Here is a 16,112-nt window from a genome sequence, read left to right on the forward strand (position 1 = left end):
TGATTCGTGCCGATCGACAGAGCGAACCTGACGGTTCACCGGGAACTCGGTTCGGGAGGATTCGGCACGGTCTACGAGGTCGATACCCCCAATTCCCTCTTCTCGGAACCGACATGCGCATTCAAGGAGTTCAAGACCCCGGGGCATGCCGAGATCCAGAACTTGCGTGTGCTCATCGCACACAGAGCGTCGATGCCGCAGGAGGACCGCGAAGTCCTCGACCGGTTCACGACGTGGCCACGCGAGGTCGTGACGAAGGGTCGTGACGTCGTCGGCTTCTTGATGCGCATGGTCCCGCAGGACTTCATGGAAGCCTCGATCTCGCAGATCGAACGAACGACGTCGGTCATGCGAAGCATCGACTGGCTGGCGAACCCGGTGCATGCCAGGAAGTCCGGAGCATCCCTCGTCGTCGAGGCCGGCGATGTCCGGACTCGGCTTCGATACTGCGCGTGGCTCGCTCGCGCCTTCCACCTTCTCCACCGGAACGGGATGGTCTACGGGGACCTCAGCCTGACGAACGTGCTGTACAGCGAGTCGCGTGACAGTCCCATCATGCTGATCGACACGGATCCCGTCCGGGTCGAGTCGAAATCTCCGCCGCTGGCGCAGGCGACTTCCCCCGGGATGCGTCCGCCCGAGGCAAGGGGAGCGAATGCAACGCGCGAGCAGGACGTCGAGACGGATCGGTTCAAGCTTGCCGTATTGCTGTACAACGTGCTCGGCGCGTCTATGCGCATCGATCCGAAGCTGACCGCGGTGCAGGGCAAGATCGACTCCGCTGGTGTGCAAATGTTCGCTGCGGCACTGGGCAGCGATCGAGAGCGCCGACCTTCGGCCGAAGATTGGTACCGGTACTTCTACGGTCGCTACACCGCACTCATCGAGTTTCCGAAGGTCGCCGGTTTGCGAGTGGAGCCCGGCCACGGACTCGCCGGCCAGTCGGTCACCGTTCGATGGCAGGTCCAGGGCCACGAAGCACTCGTCCTGCACACGCCATGGGGCACGGTACACGACCTGGGGGTCAGTGCTCCCGATTCGCTCCAGGTGACTCTCCAGAGTTCCGGACAGTTCAGACTCGTCGCGACGAACTCGAACGGTTCGACGGAGATGCTCAGCGATGTAGTGCACGTCTTCACGCCACCCCGTATCAACTTCGTGAATGTGCCTGCACTGCAGGATGCCAGTCGAGTTGTGACGGGGATGGACATCGAGCCTTTGAGTCGACTGCTCGAACCCGAGCGGGATGTCGAGTGGGTCGACGACCTGTTGCGCCAGGTATCCCCTCCGCAAATTCCGGAGGTGGTGGGCGATGCGTCACTCCAAGTGCCCGATCTCGGGTCGATGCTGCTCTCAGCAGGCGGTCTGTCAGGTGCGCTGACGGATGCGCTGAACATGGCGGAGCGAGAAGTTGGAGGCGAACCGGTGCGTAGGTCCTCGACCCTGGACATCATTCGCTTCCTCTGGACGCCTCGGTAAGTCCCGCTGTAGCCGAACGGGTTCGGCTACAGCGGGAACGAGTACGGACGGTCGGCCCCACGGGACGGACGACTTGCCGTATTGCCCTGCCGTAGGCAGGGCAGCGTCGCACTTCCAGGCGAACTGCCGACCGTCTGGTGTCAGAAGCTGCTACTTACTACCCGCCGTCCAACGCATTCCCCACTTGTACGCCTTGTCGAGATGGGACTGGTCGCCCTTGATGTAGCGGACTTCGCGCTTGACGTCAATCTCGCCGTTCTTGCTTTCCAGCAACGCAATCGCGCACATGGGCGCACGATTGTCGCCGGAATCGAGACGGACCTCGATCTCGGAACCAGAGGTTCGGTAGAGCGTGACCACACCGTCCGCGGCAGCCCAGTTCGGTACGCCCTCATAGATGTACGCGAAGATGAGGATGCGCTTGAAGACCCACGGGTTCGACAGGTCGATGTACAGGTTTTCGCCACCGGCCACGGAGCCCGTCCGGTCGTCGCCGTCGAGCTCGATGAACGGATAGTCGTACCGTGATCCGAACGCTCCTCCGAGGGCTTGGATGACGCCCTTGCTTCCGTCGGCCATCTCGTACAGGCAGCCGAGATCGAGATCGATGCCGCTGCCCCCGGCAAGGCGACCGAAGAACCCCGTACCGGAGCCCCTGGTGCTCCAGTTCAGGTTCACTCGCATGAGACCCTGCTCTTCGCCGGCCTTCACAAGGCTTACCGAGGGAGTGTTCTTGTCGAGAGTGATCTTGGAGAGAGTGACCGGCGGCGCTGCCGGGGTCGTCACGGGTGGCCGGGACGGGGGAACGCCGCGACGCTCGGTTGTGGGTTCGGGTGACGGTGCTGGGGGAGGAGTCGGCGTCGGCGCCGGTGGTGCCGGCTGGGTGACGTCCACACCGTAATTCGTGGCGAGCGCCGAAAGTCCGGTGTTCCATCCCTGCGAGACGTTGCGCACCTTCCATGTCCCGTTACGACGATAGACCTCCATCAGAATCGCGGCCCGTTCGGAACTCAATCCGCTTGCGGGTGCCTGAACAACCAGGCCGGTCGGTTGTTCGAGGGTGACGCCGAGACCGGGGACTGTTGCCAGGCTTCCGCTCACGCTCTCGTCCAGGGCTACCGCGATGGACAGGGTGTGGATGTGTGCGGGGATGAGCGTCAGGTCCAACGAGATTCGATCCGCACCTATCAGCCGGACAGCGCCTTCGGGAGACTTGGGTTGGTTGAAGAAGATGAAATCGTCGTCGTTCCGTACACGCTGGTCCACCGTCAACTGGAAGGCCATCAGGTCGACTGTGCCCTGGCGTGCGCCGGACACGGACAATGTCGCGGTGCCGTCGTGGATAACTGTGTTCGCTCCGGGGGGAAGTGCAGGCATGGCGTGTCCGGCCCTACGGCCGACTCCTTTCGGCGGAGATGCGTGTGGGCAGCCGGCATTCCCGGCTGCCCACACGTCGAACTGCTCAGGCGTTGACGGTTACCGACTCGCGCTGCGGATCTTCGTCCGCGTCAGCCTCGTCATCGGGGTTGTTCTTGTTCCGGATGATGCTGGTGGCGAGGGCCGCGAGGATCAGGAACACGCCGGTCAGGCCGGTGACGATCTCGCTGACATGGTGGCCGATCGAGTACAGCAGGATCAGCGCTAGAGCACCGATCGCCCAGTGAGCCCCGTGCTCGAGGTAGACGTACTCGGCGAGCGTGCCCTTCCGGACCAGGTAGACGGTGATCGACCGCACGAACATCGCGCCGATGAAGCCGAGGCCGAGAGCGATGATGATCGGGTCGGACGTGACAGCGAATGCGCCGATCACGCCGTCGAAGGAGAACGACGCATCCAGCACCTCGAGGTAGAGGAACAGGAAGAAGCCGGCCTTACCGGTTGCCTTCGCGAGGTCGGTGGGGCCACCGGACGATTCTTCGCCCTCGTCATCGACGTTGAACAGCTCGCCGAGACCGTTGACGAGGATGTAGGTGATCATGCCGAGCGTGCCGGCGATCATCACCGTCGACGACTTACCTTCGGGTGCGAGGAACACCGCGGTGAGGACGAGAAGCCCCGACGCGACAACCACCGAGAGCTGGTCGAGCTTGCCGATCCGCTCCAGCGGACGTTCGAGCCAGGACAGCCATGTGATCTCCTTCTCTTCGAAGATGAAGCCCAAGAAGAGCATCAGGAGGAACATGCCACCGAACGAGGCGATCTGCGGGTGCGCGTCGGTGATGAGGGTCTCGTAGCTTGCGCGACCGTCGGGGAAGTAGGCTGCACCATCGGCCGGCGGATTGAGCGCCAGGTCCAATGCCGCGACCGGGCCGAGGCCGGAAGCTGCCCAGACGATGATGAGCGGGAACACGAGGCGCATGCCGAAGACGGCGATCAGGATGCCGATCGTGAGGAAGATCTTCTGCCAGAACTCGCTCATCCTCCGCAGCACGGTCGCGTTGATGACCGCGTTGTCGAACGAGAGTGAAACCTCGAGTACGCCGAGGATGGCTGCGAGCAGCAGGGCCTGAGGACCGCCGTAGAGGAAGGCGACGACCAGGGCGACAACAGTGACGGCGAAAGATGCGCCGAATATGCGCATAACCACGGACGTGGCCTTTCTCTATGGGTGCGCACACGTCGGGATGCTCTCGTTTCGAGCATCCCGACGGTTCACGCGGACGGAACCGAAGAATCAGGCGACGTTGACGCCGTAGTCGAGGGCGATGCCGCGCAGACCGGACGCGTAACCCTGGCCGACGGCGCGGAACTTCCACTCCGCGTTGTGGCGGTAGACCTCGCCGAAGATCATCGCGGTCTCGGTGGAGGCATCTTCGGTCAGGTCGTAACGGGCCAGCTCGACGCCCGTGACGCGGTCGACGATGCGGATGTAGGCGTTGCGAACGTGACCGAAGGACTGGCCGCGAACGTCCGCGTCGTAGATCGACACGGCGAAGAAGATGTTCGTAACCGTGGGCGGGAGCGCAGCGAGGTCGACGTGGATCGACTCGTCATCGCCGTCTCCGTCGCCGGTCAGGTTGTCGCCGGTGTGCTCCACCAAGCCGTCAGGCGACGAGAGATTGCCGTAGAAGACGAAGTGCTTGTCCGAAAGGACCTTGTAGTTGGGACCGGTGATCAGGGCCGACGCGTCGAGGTCGTAGGCCGCGCCCGTAGTGGTGCGCTCGTCCCAACCGAGACCGACGGTTATGGTCGTGAGGTTGTCGGTCGCCTTGGACAGGGAGACGTTGCCGCCCTTGGCAAGAGAGACGCTCATGTGGGTCCTTTCGAATTTATGCGTAGGCGTGATTTCAACGGGGCGGATTGCATTTCGGATGCTGTCCGACCACGGGAAGTTGATCTAATTGCCGCGGGAGTTCCGCCGAATCTGGAGCGAGCACACACCGAGGAGATCCTCGGTGCCGGTGCGAGTGCTATTCGTCCCTCTCGTGTGGCTGAACTCCTTCTGCGGGTGCAACTTCTGGGCTTGCGACGCAAACGGCAGTACGGTGCCGCGCCACCTACTCCAGCCCCCGACAGACTGTTGGGCGACAACATAGCAGGTGCAACTAAATGTCCGGAAGAGCGGATTGGCGCGATCTCGACCGACCGGTTTCTGTTACCTGTAGTACCGGGACGGGCATGCACCGGGTTGCTGAGCGGATGTAACAATCTCGGTGCCGAAGGCAGATGTATTCGGCGAGGGAGTCGGATCGATCGGGGGAGGTAGATGCGCAGGAGTATCGGAAGGGCACAGCGACCGTTGTTGTCGTAGCCGTTGTCTATGTTCGTCGGCGTTCCCTCCGTTCTCGTACGGAGTAACTCATGGCGCAGTGGGGTGGTTGTGGATTCGAGGGAGAACGATCCTGAGCTGAAGGATCGTGTCCAACGCTTGCTGGCCTTCTTGTCCGAGCTTGTGAAGGCGCGCAGCGCTCCCGTCCGGGTCGTCGACAAACACCGCGCCGTGATGGCGCTCGACGAAGGCAACTTGGACGTAGCCCTCAGTACCGATGCGTCTGCCGGCGACGTCGTGCTCCGAGCACGTCGTGTCCACCTGGAGGACCCGCCCCGACCACCCGCTGCAGTCGCTGCGTGGATCCGCGGTTCGATCGCGGATTCGACCACCGAACCCACGCTCGATCCCGGTGCTCCCGAAACGCGGGAGTTGGACGCATGGCTGACGAAGTGGCGTGCCTGGGCCGAAGTCGATCGGGAGCGGCGGCCCGCCGGCCATCTCTACGCGTTCCTGCAGCGCGCAATGCTCGATCTCGAGGCGCAACCGGAGTCTCTGGAGCTGGTGGTCGCTTCAGGGTTGCTCCAGCTCTCGGCGGACATTGCGGGTGAGCAGGTACGAACGCATCTGATCACGCAGTCGACGCTGGTGGAACGCGACTCGGCATCGGGCGACCTCCTGGTCCGACTGGATCCCGAATCCGGTCCTGCGCTCGAGGACACACAGTTGTTGACCGGACTCGACGTCTTCGATTCGTCAGGTACCCGAAGTCTGCACGAATCGCTGGCTGCGCGAGTGAGCTCACCTGTGGACCCTGCCGCACGGATCTTCCTCAAGGACTGGTCCGACCGAGCCCTGGCCACCCGTGTCGAGGTCGTCGACCGACCCGACGAAGCTGCCTCGCCGGACCGCCTGCTCACGCCGTCGCCCTCGTTGGTTCTGCGCAAGCGCGGTGCGTATGCACTGATCGAGTACTACGACCGTATGACGGCAGCGGCGGCCGCCGAGACAACGGCGGTTCCCCTCGGGCTGGCACAGCTCGTCGAGGCGATCGAACCTGCCGACCGGGTCGCGTGGTTGGACAGAGCCGGTACATCGTCCTCACTGCTCGCCGACGATCCGCTGTTCCCGCTTCCTGCCAACCAGGAGCAACGCGACATCATCGATCGACTTGCCGGCGACAGCGGTGTCGTCGTGGAAGGCCCGCCGGGAACAGGAAAGACCCATACGATCGCCAACCTGGTGTCGGCGTTGCTGGCCCGTGGTCAGCGCGTCCTGGTCACCAGCGAGAAGGCCCAGGCACTTCGGGTCCTCCGCGACAAGCTGCCCTCGGAATTGCAGGAACTGTGTGTTTCGGTCACGGACGCGGGGCGAGGTGGTTCGGCCGAGCTGAACCGCAGCGTCAGTGAGATCGCAACCCGCAAGGCACGGTTCGACCCTCGCCGGACCGCGGCCCGTATCGACGAGATAGCGCAGCGGCGCGATACTGCACTGAGTCGCCGAGCAATGCTGACGGAGCGCATCCGCCAGGCCCGTGCGTCCGAGACGCTGGCACATGCCGATGTTGCACCCGGATATGCAGGGACGCCGGCAGAGATCGTGCGTAAGGTCACGGCGCAGAGCGCCAACCACGACTGGCTACGCGGCTCCCTCGCGACGGATACTCCACCGCTCTCTTCGGAGGAGTTCCAGACGCTGCTCGTCCTGTCGGAAGGGTCTCGGCCCGGTCGAGCGGAACGTCGCCGGCAGCATTTCCCCGACCTGGAGTTGCCGAGTCTGTCCGATCTCGAACTCGCCTGCGAAGCTGTTCGCAACGGGCCGGGTTCGGGGGGTGTCCCTGCGTCGGGACTGCTTCGGATGCTGGAAGGTGCTGCTCCAGAGGTCCTCGAACGGATCCGTGAGCAGTGCGATCACCTGCAGCGGGCACTGATCGATGTCGATGGGCTCGAACCTGCATTCCGGAACCTCGCCGACACAGTACTGTCCGGCCGGATCGACTACCTGTGGGACAAGACCGCGCACATCCGCGAACTGGTGACCGTCGCCTACAACGCAGACGTCTTCCTCGGTACGGCGACTGTCGTCGACACTCCGGTGGTCGGACGAAATGCGCTGCATGCCTACGAGGCGCTCGCCAAGGTGCTCGAGGGTGGCGAGACGTGGCGAAGCGGACTCGGCCGTTTCCGTCGGAGCAACGAGCAGACCACGGTCGAGGCACTGGGCAGGTTGGCCACCGTCGACGGTGTCGAAGCCACAACTGCGCCACTGGCCCGTGCGGTGGCGAAGCATCTTCGTGCGCTCGATGCCATCCAATCAGTCGCTCTCATCCTTCGGGATCTCGGCGTCGAGATCGACACCACGGGATCTCGCAGTCAGATGATCGGTGCGGCAGCGCGGGCCGCCCGGTCGCGCGATCTAGTGGAAGTTCTCGCAACGCGCACCAGAGAAGTAGAGCTTGCGCTGCAGAATACGAGCCCCGGGGCGCCGCGTATCGCGAGCCTGGATCAGGCCCGGTCCGTAGCGACTGCGGCGCAAGCGATCGCTGCAGCAGGCTACGCGGAGGCGAATCGCTCCTGGCTTACGGATATCGGCGCTCGTGTCCGGGCCAGAATGACCCATGGGATCCCGCCGGAAGGACACGTGCTCGTCCGGGCCCTCGAATCCGCTGAGTTCGGCAGGATCCGCACAGCGATCGATTCCTGGGAAGCCGCGGTCCGCGAGTACCAGCAAGAACTCCACCTCGAATCGCTGCAGACTCGGCTGACCGATGCCGCGCCCGCGCTGGCACAAGCGATCGCCGAGAATCCCTCGTCGGCGGAGTGGTCGATTCGCCTGAACTACATCGATCAGGCATGGGCGTGGCGTCGGGCGTACGACTGGGTGCAGCAGCACTCTCACGCCGTCGACGATCAGCATCTTCAGCACGAACTCGACGCGATCGAGAAGGACATCGCTCAGTTCACCGCACAGTTGGCCGCGGAACGCGCGTGGAGTGCGTGTCTCGAGCGGACGACAGCTGCGCAGGTTCAAGCGTTGCAGACCTACCGCGATCATGTGGCCAGCATCGGGAAGGGAACCGGGAAGTATGCTGAACGCTTCCGTGCAGGTGCGCGCGAAGCGATGCAGGTGGCGCAGCAGGCGGTTCCGGCGTGGGTGATGCCACTGCAGCAGGTACTGGCGTCCATTCCCGCCGAGCAGAACTCGTTCGACGTCGTCATCGTCGACGAGGCGAGTCAGGCCGACATCAGCAGCTTGTTCCTGCTGTGGCTTGCTCCTCGGGTGATCGTGGTGGGCGACGACAAGCAGTGTGCGCCCAGTGATGTGTCGTCGGGTGCACTCGAAGGGGTCTTCACCCGGCTCGACTCCTATCTGCCCGACATCCCGAAGTACCTGCGCGACAGCTTTACACCGCGATCCAGCGTCTTCTCGTTGCTCCGCTCCAGGTTCGGCAGCGTCATCCGGCTGCGCGAGCACTTCCGGTGCATGCCGGAGATCATCAACTGGTCCAGTGGGCAGTTCTACTCAGATGCGCCGTTGGTGCCGGTGCGTCAGTTCGGTGCCGATCGTCTGCCGCCGCTGCGGACCACCTATGTCGAGGGTGGGGTGGTCACCGGCCGGAACGCGACACTCTCCAACAGGGTCGAAGCACGCGCTATCGCCGACACGATCAAGCAATGTCTGTCGGACGAGGCGTACGACGGCAAGACCTTCGGTGTCGTCGTCCTCCAGGGACAAGCGCAGGTCGACGTCATCACGAACGAACTGCTCGACCGGTTGACCCCGGAGCAGTGGGAAGAGCGACGACTGCGCGTGGGAACGCCGCCCGACTTCCAGGGCGACGAACGACACGTGGTGCTCCTGTCGATGGTGGTCGCGCCCGAACAGAACATCATGGCGATGACGAAGACCGAATACCAGCGACGGTTCAATGTTGCTGCGTCCCGGGCACAGGATCAGATGTGGCTGTTTCACTCGCGCACCGTCGAATCTCTGCGCTCGACCGATCTGCGGCATTCGTTGCTCACCTACATGCAGTCGACGTCACCCGCGCCGGCAGAGCCGATGCCCGAGGGCGTGACCCGCGACGATCGGCACCACGCATTCGACAGCCTCTTCGAGCAGCGCGTATTCCTTGACATCGTGGCCCGCGGCTACCACGTGAATCCGCAGGTGGAGGCGAACGGCCGACGGATCGATCTCGTGGTCACCGGTGCGGCAGGGAAGCTCGCTGTCGAGTGCGACGGCGACCATTGGCACACGAGTCCCGAACAGCAACGTGCCGACCTCGAACGCGAACGAGAGCTGCAGCGTTGCGGCTGGCAATTCTGGCGCATCCGCGAATCGGAGTACTACCTCGATCCGGTGGGATCGATGAGAGGCCTGTGGGAGGAGCTCGACGGGCGCGGCATCCGGCCGCACGTCGTCGGAGTGAACGAAGTCGTCACTGCCGTGCAGGAGACCTGGACTCCGGTAGAGCTCGTGGAGGACGACTCGCCGGTCGACGACGTAGTGGATGTGGCGGATCAGCCGGTCATCCAGCCGGTGTCTACCGTCGTCGAGCCTGCTCCGGCTCCGGAAGCCGAACGCGTAGAGGAACTCGCAGACCCGCCCGTCTCCACGGGAGAGGTCGAACGTCGGGCGGTGGAGGAAGCCAAGACGCCGACATTCGTGCCAACCTCCGAGATATCGGTACCGGCAGACGAGCCGGCCGTCGAGATTGGACCGGCGCGCACCCTTCGAGACGCAATCCTCGAACAACTGGAGCGCGAACCCCTTCCTGTACGCACGCTCGCGCAGCGTCTCGAGGAGGATTGGCGAAGCGTCCAGGCGGAAGTGGATCGCCTTCAGCGTGATGAGCGCGTCGAGGAAGTCAACGAATTCGGGAAACTGACCCACTATCACCTCCTCGGCGATGTCTCCCAAGTGGAGGACGTCGAGTCGTCACACGATGTCGAGGTCGTGCCACCCTCCGATTCGGGGGCAGCTGTTCCGGAACCCTCTGCCACACCGGCATTCGTGGGTGGATGGGAAGTGTTGCCTGCGGAGGTTGTCGAGCTGCTTACTCCGAGCCTCGGGTCGCGCATCGTCGAACGCCTCTCGGTCGGTCCGGTTTCGCTGGCAGACCTCGAGTACCGGTTGAACGAACCGAGAGACCGGATCGAAGCGGTCATGGGTGAGTTGATTGCCCAGGGTCGAGCGAAGTGGATGCCCGAACGGGGCCCGCGCGTATACGGATTGGCAGACGAGGTATCGCCTCCGATCGAGGTCGAGCCTCCGGTACGGTCCGCCGTGCAGGACGCAGCCAGTGTTGCGGATCTACCGCCGGCACACCTCGACTCTGTCGCCGAGGTGCTGGTCGCGGCCGCCGGGTTCGCTGCGCTGTCGCTGGAACGGGCACGGAAGCTGACGCGGCTCGACGACGAATGCCTTCTCGGGGTCCTGAAACGTCTGGAAGCAGAGGGTCGGTTGCTCCAGAACTCTGACGCTGCAGGAGCTACGTGGACCAAGGCGGGACGATGACGACGGTTACCCTCGCCGGGCCGCCTCTACGTGCCTGGCAACGTGAAGCGTTCGACGCGTGGGTGGCGGCCGACCGAAGTGCCGTTGTCGAAGCCGTCACGGGCACGGGAAAGACGACGCTCGGGATCGCGGCGGCTGCCGATGCAGTTGCGCGTGGTCTGAATGTCCTGATCGTGGTGCCCGGGATCGAACTTTTGGACCAATGGCATCGATCCATTCGGCGCGTTCTCCCCGATATCCCCGTCGGTCGACGTGGCGGTGGGTACACGGACAGTTTCGACGGCAAGCGCATTCTCGTCAGCACTGTGCAGTCGGCGATCAGTAGGTCGGCACCGCGTCCAGTCGGACCGACGCTGCTGGTCGCGGATGAAGTGCACCGGTACGGAGCGCTGACGTTCTCGCGACTTCTCACCGACGACTTCACGGAACGGATCGGTCTCACGGCCACCTTCGAGCGGTCCGATGACGGGGTCGAGCGGCACTTGCTGCCCTACTTCGGCACGGTCATCAACGGCTGCGACTACGAGCGTGGCCACACCGACGGCATCCTCGCACCCGTGCGCGTCATGCTCGTTGCGGTTCCGTTCGACGAGTTCGAGGCAGCCGAGTATCAAGAGTACGACGAGCTGGCACGCAAGCTCCGTGGCGATCTCATCGAGAAGTTCGGATGTGTGGGTGAGCCGTTCGGTGAGTTCATGCGCGACGTTCAGTTGCTCAGCGGAGGGGAGAGCGCCGAAGGTTCGACGTGGGCCGCCCGCAAGTATCTCTATGCGTTCTCGAAGCGCCGATCGCTACTCGCCGAGTGTCGCGGGAAGCTGGAGGCCCTCAGAGGTCTCGGTGCTGTGCTCAAGGAGACCGGGCAGGCACTCACCTTCTCGGAGACGAAGGACTCGTCGCGTACCGCCGCCGAGGTGCTTCTGGAAGAAGGCGTGCTCGCCGCGCCGTTCACGAGCGACCTGAAACGCGCGGACCGAGCGCGACTTCTCACCGAGTTCAAGAACGGCACGGTGACCACGCTCGTCGCCCCGAAGGTTCTCGACGAAGGCGTCGACGTGCCCGAAGCAGACGTCGGAATCATTCTGGCAAGCAGTAAGAGTCGCCGGCAGATGATTCAGCGTATGGGCCGGGTCATCCGTCCGAAATCCGACGGTCGACCGGCCTCGTTCCTGGTGATGTTCGCGGAGAACAGTTCCGAGGATCCCCGCAACGGCGCTCACGGCACGTTTCTCGAACAACTGACGGGCATCGCATCCGAAGTCGTGACTGTCGGTCCCGACGAAGCACCCGCGTTACTTCGAAAATGGAGGCGGACCGCCCCGCATACGGCGGACGACCTGATGCCGTTCGTCGAGCCTCAGAGCCGGCCGGAGCCGAGCGCCGACTCGGCTGCAACCGAAGAGGTCGTCGCCATCGCGCAGCGACTGATCGACGATGACGCGCCAGAAGAAGACTTCGTCTCGGGCAGCGAACACGCTGAGATCGGTCGCGTCCTGCTGGCAGTGGGCGAGCGGGGGAGTGTGGACGATTTCGACACCGTATTGGCGTGCTTGTCGATCCTCGAACCCCGGCAAGTATCGGTGCTCGTCATGCGGAACGGCCTCGGTGGTGAATCACCGAAGCGACAAGCGGAGATCGGGGCACGGCTGGGTGTGTCGTCGAGCCAGATCAGTCGAATCGAGAGAACGGCCATCGAGTACCTGGGAGACAGCATCGCAGGTGACCTGCTCTCGGATGTGATGGTGCGGATGGAGACCGCGTAATGGCGCAGTGGTTCGAAGGGTTCGACGGCCAGGTCGTCCTCGAGGACGACTACGTCTGGATTGTGCGCGAGGGAATCTACAGTGATCTGATCGCAGAGGTGTCAGCGCAACCACTACGCGCGATGCGCACAGACGTGACTGGCACCGAGTTCAGGTCTGCGACCGATACCAACTTCGGTTCGTTGAGAATCTGCATCTCGGCAACGACTGCGGGAGATTCTGCCGCACGACACGATGTTGTTCGATTCTCCGTGGCGAGCAACGACCGGTTCTCGGCACTCAACCTGCTGCTGGGCGGGAATCCCGAAGTAGTCGCTGAGCCGATGAGCATCGGCGACCAGCTTCGTGCCGCGCTCGACGGGTTCGACGGTATCGCCAGCCAAGCAGAACTGACCGAGGCGCTCGGTGTTACTCCGGACGTCCTGCAATCCCACGAGGGAGTCATCTGGAACTCGGTCGGGTCGCTCTGGGTGGCTGCCGGCGGCACCGATGACGTGCATTCCGACGTGCGGCTGGAACAGATCCGGGCTCTACACGACCTGACTCGTCGTCTGCCGGCGAACTCGGGGATCAAGGCGTTGCAGGACGCGGTGAAAGGAACGCCGCTGCAGCATCTGGGCGCCCAGCGTCTCGGCACGTTGTGGGAAGCGGTGATGTCGGAGGCGCTGCCCGACCCGGCGCCTGTCGGCGAGTCCTCGCGTGCCCGGTCGACACCCAAGCCGGCCGGGGCAGCTTCGCCGCGCGTTGCGTCGGAGCGTGCATCTCGTCCACGAACCAGAGTGTGGAACAAGTGGGGAAGCACCGAGGGTCCCGATCGAGCATCTCAGCAGAGCGAACCGCCTGCATCGAGCCCGGTCGTGTCCGCGGACGCTCCGGTACGCATGCCCCGCATCGGCGAAGCGGAGTCGGTCAAGGTTCGACCTGCGCGCCGCATCAGTGCGCTCAGTGGTAAGAGGATTCGTGTCTACCTCGATTGTGACGGTCACCGAGTGAAGGCGTTGTTCGATCCCGACACCGAGAAGATGGACGTGACGGTGGCGCCGGTCCGCGCTCTGCTGGGCGCGACGTATCCAGACCCCAACGCTGCTGCGAAAGCAGTCGTGACGGCGTTCAGGTTGGGTGACGAAGGTCCGTTCGACGGCTGGGAGCTATGGAAAGTCGACGACACTTCCATGCAGTCGTTGCGCGAGTCCGTGAGCAAGTCGTTTTAATGGCTAATGGTTCAATAAGGACTGTTCCACCAACGCATCCGGAAGTTTCGGGGCGCGCGTCTCAGATGGGGTGATCAGGAGGATCTGTGAGTGACGGTTCGTGGAGCAGCGACGATTTCGATTCTCGTCTCCGCCGCGAGGCAATGGCATGGTTGACCATCCGCACGAATGACGGACTCGATCCGATCAGTCGCCAGGACCTCCTCGACTTCACGGTCGATGGAAAGATGTTCCGGCTCATGGATCCGACACGCGGGATCCGGAAGCCCAAAGAGCTCTCGTCCGCTCTGTCCATCAGTACGACGTACCGCGCGCCCGGCGCGAAGCGTCCGTACGAGGATCAGGTCGGTTCGGACGGGCTTCTGCGCTACAAGTGGTCGACGACCGACCCGAACAACATGGACAACCGTGGATTGCGCGCGGCCATGAACGAGGGCGTCCCGCTGATCTGGTTCTACGGTGTGGGACCGAGTTTGTTCCAGCCCATCTATCCGGTGTTCATCGTCGGGGAGGAACCTGACGAACACCAATTTGTCATCGCCACGGAAGTCGCTCGCGATCTCCACCGCCCCGACTCTCAAGCGGAGGAACAGCTTCGGCGTTACGTCGTGGCCGAGACCAAGCGTCGGCTCCATCAGCCCGTCTTTCGTGCAACTGTGATGCGTGCGTATGAAACGCGATGCGCGGTCTGTGCTCTCGGCCACGGTGAACTGCTGGACGCTGCGCATATCGTACCTGATTCGCACGAGGCCGGCATCGCTTCGGTGACCAATGGTCTTGCGCTGTGCAAGATCCATCATGCCGCGTACGACGTGAACATCCTTGGCATTACACCGGACTTGGTCGTGGAGATTCGGAAGGACCTTCTGGACGAGATCGACGGTCCGATGCTCGAGCACGGCCTCAAGGAGCGGCACGGGCAGAAGCTCATGGTGGTTCCGCCGGCTCGCAATGAGCGTCCCGATCGAGAACTCCTGGCACTCAGTTACGAACGTTTCCTCTCCGCTGGGTAGTCAGGTTCATACGATCCGCTCACTCCCGTGGGCGACGGTGGAATCCCACCGCGTCTGCTACGGCTTCGCTATCGCTACTCGTGGGAGCACTCATTCCGGTTCCTGTCACAGGAACCGGAATGAGCGATGGCTACCTCGTTGTAAATGCGCCTTGTATGCGATCGGGCGCGTCTTGCCTGTTGATCGCAAGAGCTTTCAAAGACCGACTTACCCTACGGAACACGAAGTTCTGAGAGGCGGTCAGCAAGGACCTTCCATTGAGGATCTTCGGTGAGGTGAGACCATGACACCCGGATAGCGCCGTGGATGGTGTCGTCGTCGAGATCCATCGCTTTCAGGACATGGCTGGGCTCGTAGCTCTGCGACGTGCATGCCGAGCCATTGGATACGGCCACCACGTCTTTCAAGGCGAGAATCGCTGCCTCCCCGTCCACACCTGGAACTGAGAAGTTGAGGGTGCTCGCGAGCGTGTTGTCGAGGGATCCGTTGATACGCACGTTGAGGGGTGCAAGGGCTTCAACCAAGCCGGACCGCAGTTCGGCCACGCGAGCCGCTCTGGCTGCTTGATTCTTCATCGCCGACGAGACCGCTGTTCCCAGTCCGGCGATGAGCGGAACAGGAAGGGTGCCGGGGCGGAGTCCCCGTTCCTGCCCTCCGCCGACCATCAGCGGTGTGAGCGGGACACGCCGGTATCCCCGGCGGCGGACGATGAGCGCGCCGATTCCTTTAGGCGCGTACAGCTTGTGGCCGGAGATGCTGATCATGTCGATGCGCTTGTTCGACACGATATTGTCCACCTTGCCGAAGGCCTGAGCTGCATCCACGTGGAAGTACGTATCGTGGTCGCCCAGGGATCGAGCAATATCGTCGGCCGGCTGGACGGCGCCGGTCTCGTTGTTCGCAGCCATTGCCGAGACCAAGACGGTATCTGGACGTACCGCTTCGATGATTGAGTCGGCGGAGACTCGGCCGTCGTGTCCGGGTTTCAGGACGGTGGCTTCGAAGCCGCGTTGTACGAGGCGCTCGATCGGCTCGAGGACAGCCTTGTGTTCAATGGCAGTCGTGACGATATGCATCTTGCCGGTCTTGCGGCCGTGCTCTTCGAGCCCGAGAATCGCGAGGTTGTTGCTCTCCGTTGCACCGCTGGTGAAGATGACCTCCTCCGGCTTGGCGTCGGCGCCGGCTGCAACCTCTTCCCGTGCGCGATTGACGCGCTCCTTGGCGCGCTGGCCGTACGTATGGGTACGGCTGCCCGCGTTGCCGTACTCGTCGCGCATGAAGTGGATCACCTCGTCCAGCACTGCGGGATCGACCGGCGTGGTCGCGTTGCAGTCGAGATAAATAGGTCCTGAACTGGGCATACGTCTGGATTCTCTCGTGTCGGACGGCGCAGCTATCGTTCCTCACTGTACGCGTAGAG

The 16,112-nt window shown here is 63.3% G+C and carries 9 protein-coding genes and 1 pseudogene; 5 read left to right on the forward strand and 5 right to left on the reverse strand.

From position 1 onward, the window contains the following. Window positions 1-6 precede the first annotated feature (6 nt). Entirely contained in the window at window positions 7-1,479 is a 1,473-nt protein-coding gene (locus RR3_RS02020; protein ID WP_064065963.1) for a hypothetical protein, read from the forward strand. Window positions 1,480-1,629: 150 nt separating this feature from the next. On the opposite strand, the gene RR3_RS25075 is transcribed toward RR3_RS02020, so the two are convergent. From RR3_RS25075 to RR3_RS02035, 4 genes and pseudogenes are all read right to left on the reverse strand, one after another. Next, a complete protein-coding gene (locus tag RR3_RS25075) occupies window positions 1,630-2,265 on the reverse strand; it encodes a TerD family protein (protein ID WP_064065962.1) in 636 nt (211 codons plus the stop codon). A gap of 123 nt (window positions 2,266-2,388) precedes the next feature. Continuing rightward, window positions 2,389-2,856: pseudogene (locus tag RR3_RS25080) on the reverse strand (TerD family protein); the annotation flags it as partial. Window positions 2,857-2,941: 85 nt separating this feature from the next. After that, the gene (locus RR3_RS02030) at window positions 2,942-4,066 is read right to left on the reverse strand and encodes a DUF475 domain-containing protein (protein ID WP_064065961.1); all 1,125 of its coding nucleotides are present in this window, start codon (window positions 4,064-4,066) and stop codon (window positions 2,942-2,944) included. An 87-nt stretch (window positions 4,067-4,153) separates the two neighbouring features. Further along, window positions 4,154-4,732 carry a TerD family protein gene (locus tag RR3_RS02035; protein WP_050034960.1) on the reverse strand — a complete coding sequence of 193 codons (579 nt, stop codon included), beginning with the start codon at window positions 4,730-4,732 and terminating at the stop codon, window positions 4,154-4,156. A gap of 615 nt (window positions 4,733-5,347) precedes the next feature. Here RR3_RS02035 and RR3_RS02040 point away from each other — a divergent pair. From RR3_RS02040 to RR3_RS02055, 4 genes are all read left to right on the forward strand, one after another. Next, window positions 5,348-10,708 carry a PDDEXK-like endonuclease domain-containing protein gene (locus RR3_RS02040; RefSeq protein WP_082900287.1) on the forward strand — a complete coding sequence of 1,787 codons (5,361 nt, stop codon included), beginning with the start codon at window positions 5,348-5,350 and terminating at the stop codon, window positions 10,706-10,708. Next, entirely contained in the window at window positions 10,705-12,468 is a 1,764-nt protein-coding gene (locus RR3_RS02045; protein WP_072786296.1) for a DEAD/DEAH box helicase, read from the forward strand. Before RR3_RS02040 ends, RR3_RS02045 begins: the two co-directional genes overlap by 4 nt. After that, on the forward strand, window positions 12,468-13,679 hold the full coding sequence (locus tag RR3_RS02050; RefSeq protein ID WP_064065959.1) for a hypothetical protein: 1,212 nt from the start codon (window positions 12,468-12,470) through the stop codon (window positions 13,677-13,679). Before RR3_RS02045 ends, RR3_RS02050 begins: the two co-directional genes overlap by 1 nt. Before the next feature lie 86 nt (window positions 13,680-13,765). Further along, on the forward strand, window positions 13,766-14,692 hold the full coding sequence (locus RR3_RS02055) for an HNH endonuclease (protein WP_234420178.1): 927 nt from the start codon (window positions 13,766-13,768) through the stop codon (window positions 14,690-14,692). A gap of 212 nt (window positions 14,693-14,904) precedes the next feature. Here RR3_RS02055 and dndA read toward each other — a convergent pair whose 3' ends face one another. Then, complete coding sequence (gene dndA / locus RR3_RS02060) at window positions 14,905-16,053, reverse strand: cysteine desulfurase DndA (protein WP_064065957.1); 1,149 nt, start codon at window positions 16,051-16,053, stop codon at window positions 14,905-14,907. Window positions 16,054-16,112 lie beyond the last annotated feature (59 nt).

The sequence above is a fragment of the Rhodococcus ruber NBRC 15591 genome (assembly GCF_001894945.1).
Classification (GTDB): domain Bacteria; phylum Actinomycetota; class Actinomycetes; order Mycobacteriales; family Mycobacteriaceae; genus Rhodococcus; species Rhodococcus ruber.

Bases quoted from the DNA above. Each gene is read 5' to 3' on its own strand.
- dndA (WP_064065957.1), bottom strand. From the start codon at position 16,053: ATGCCCAGTTCAGGACCTATTTATCTCGACTGCAACGCGACCACGCCG.
- RR3_RS02050 (WP_064065959.1), top strand. From the start codon at position 12,468: ATGGCGCAGTGGTTCGAAGGGTTCGACGGCCAGGTCGTCCTCGAGGAC.
- RR3_RS02035 (WP_050034960.1), bottom strand. From the start codon at position 4,732: ATGAGCGTCTCTCTTGCCAAGGGCGGCAACGTCTCCCTGTCCAAGGCG.
- RR3_RS02045 (WP_072786296.1), top strand. From the start codon at position 10,705: ATGACGACGGTTACCCTCGCCGGGCCGCCTCTACGTGCCTGGCAACGT.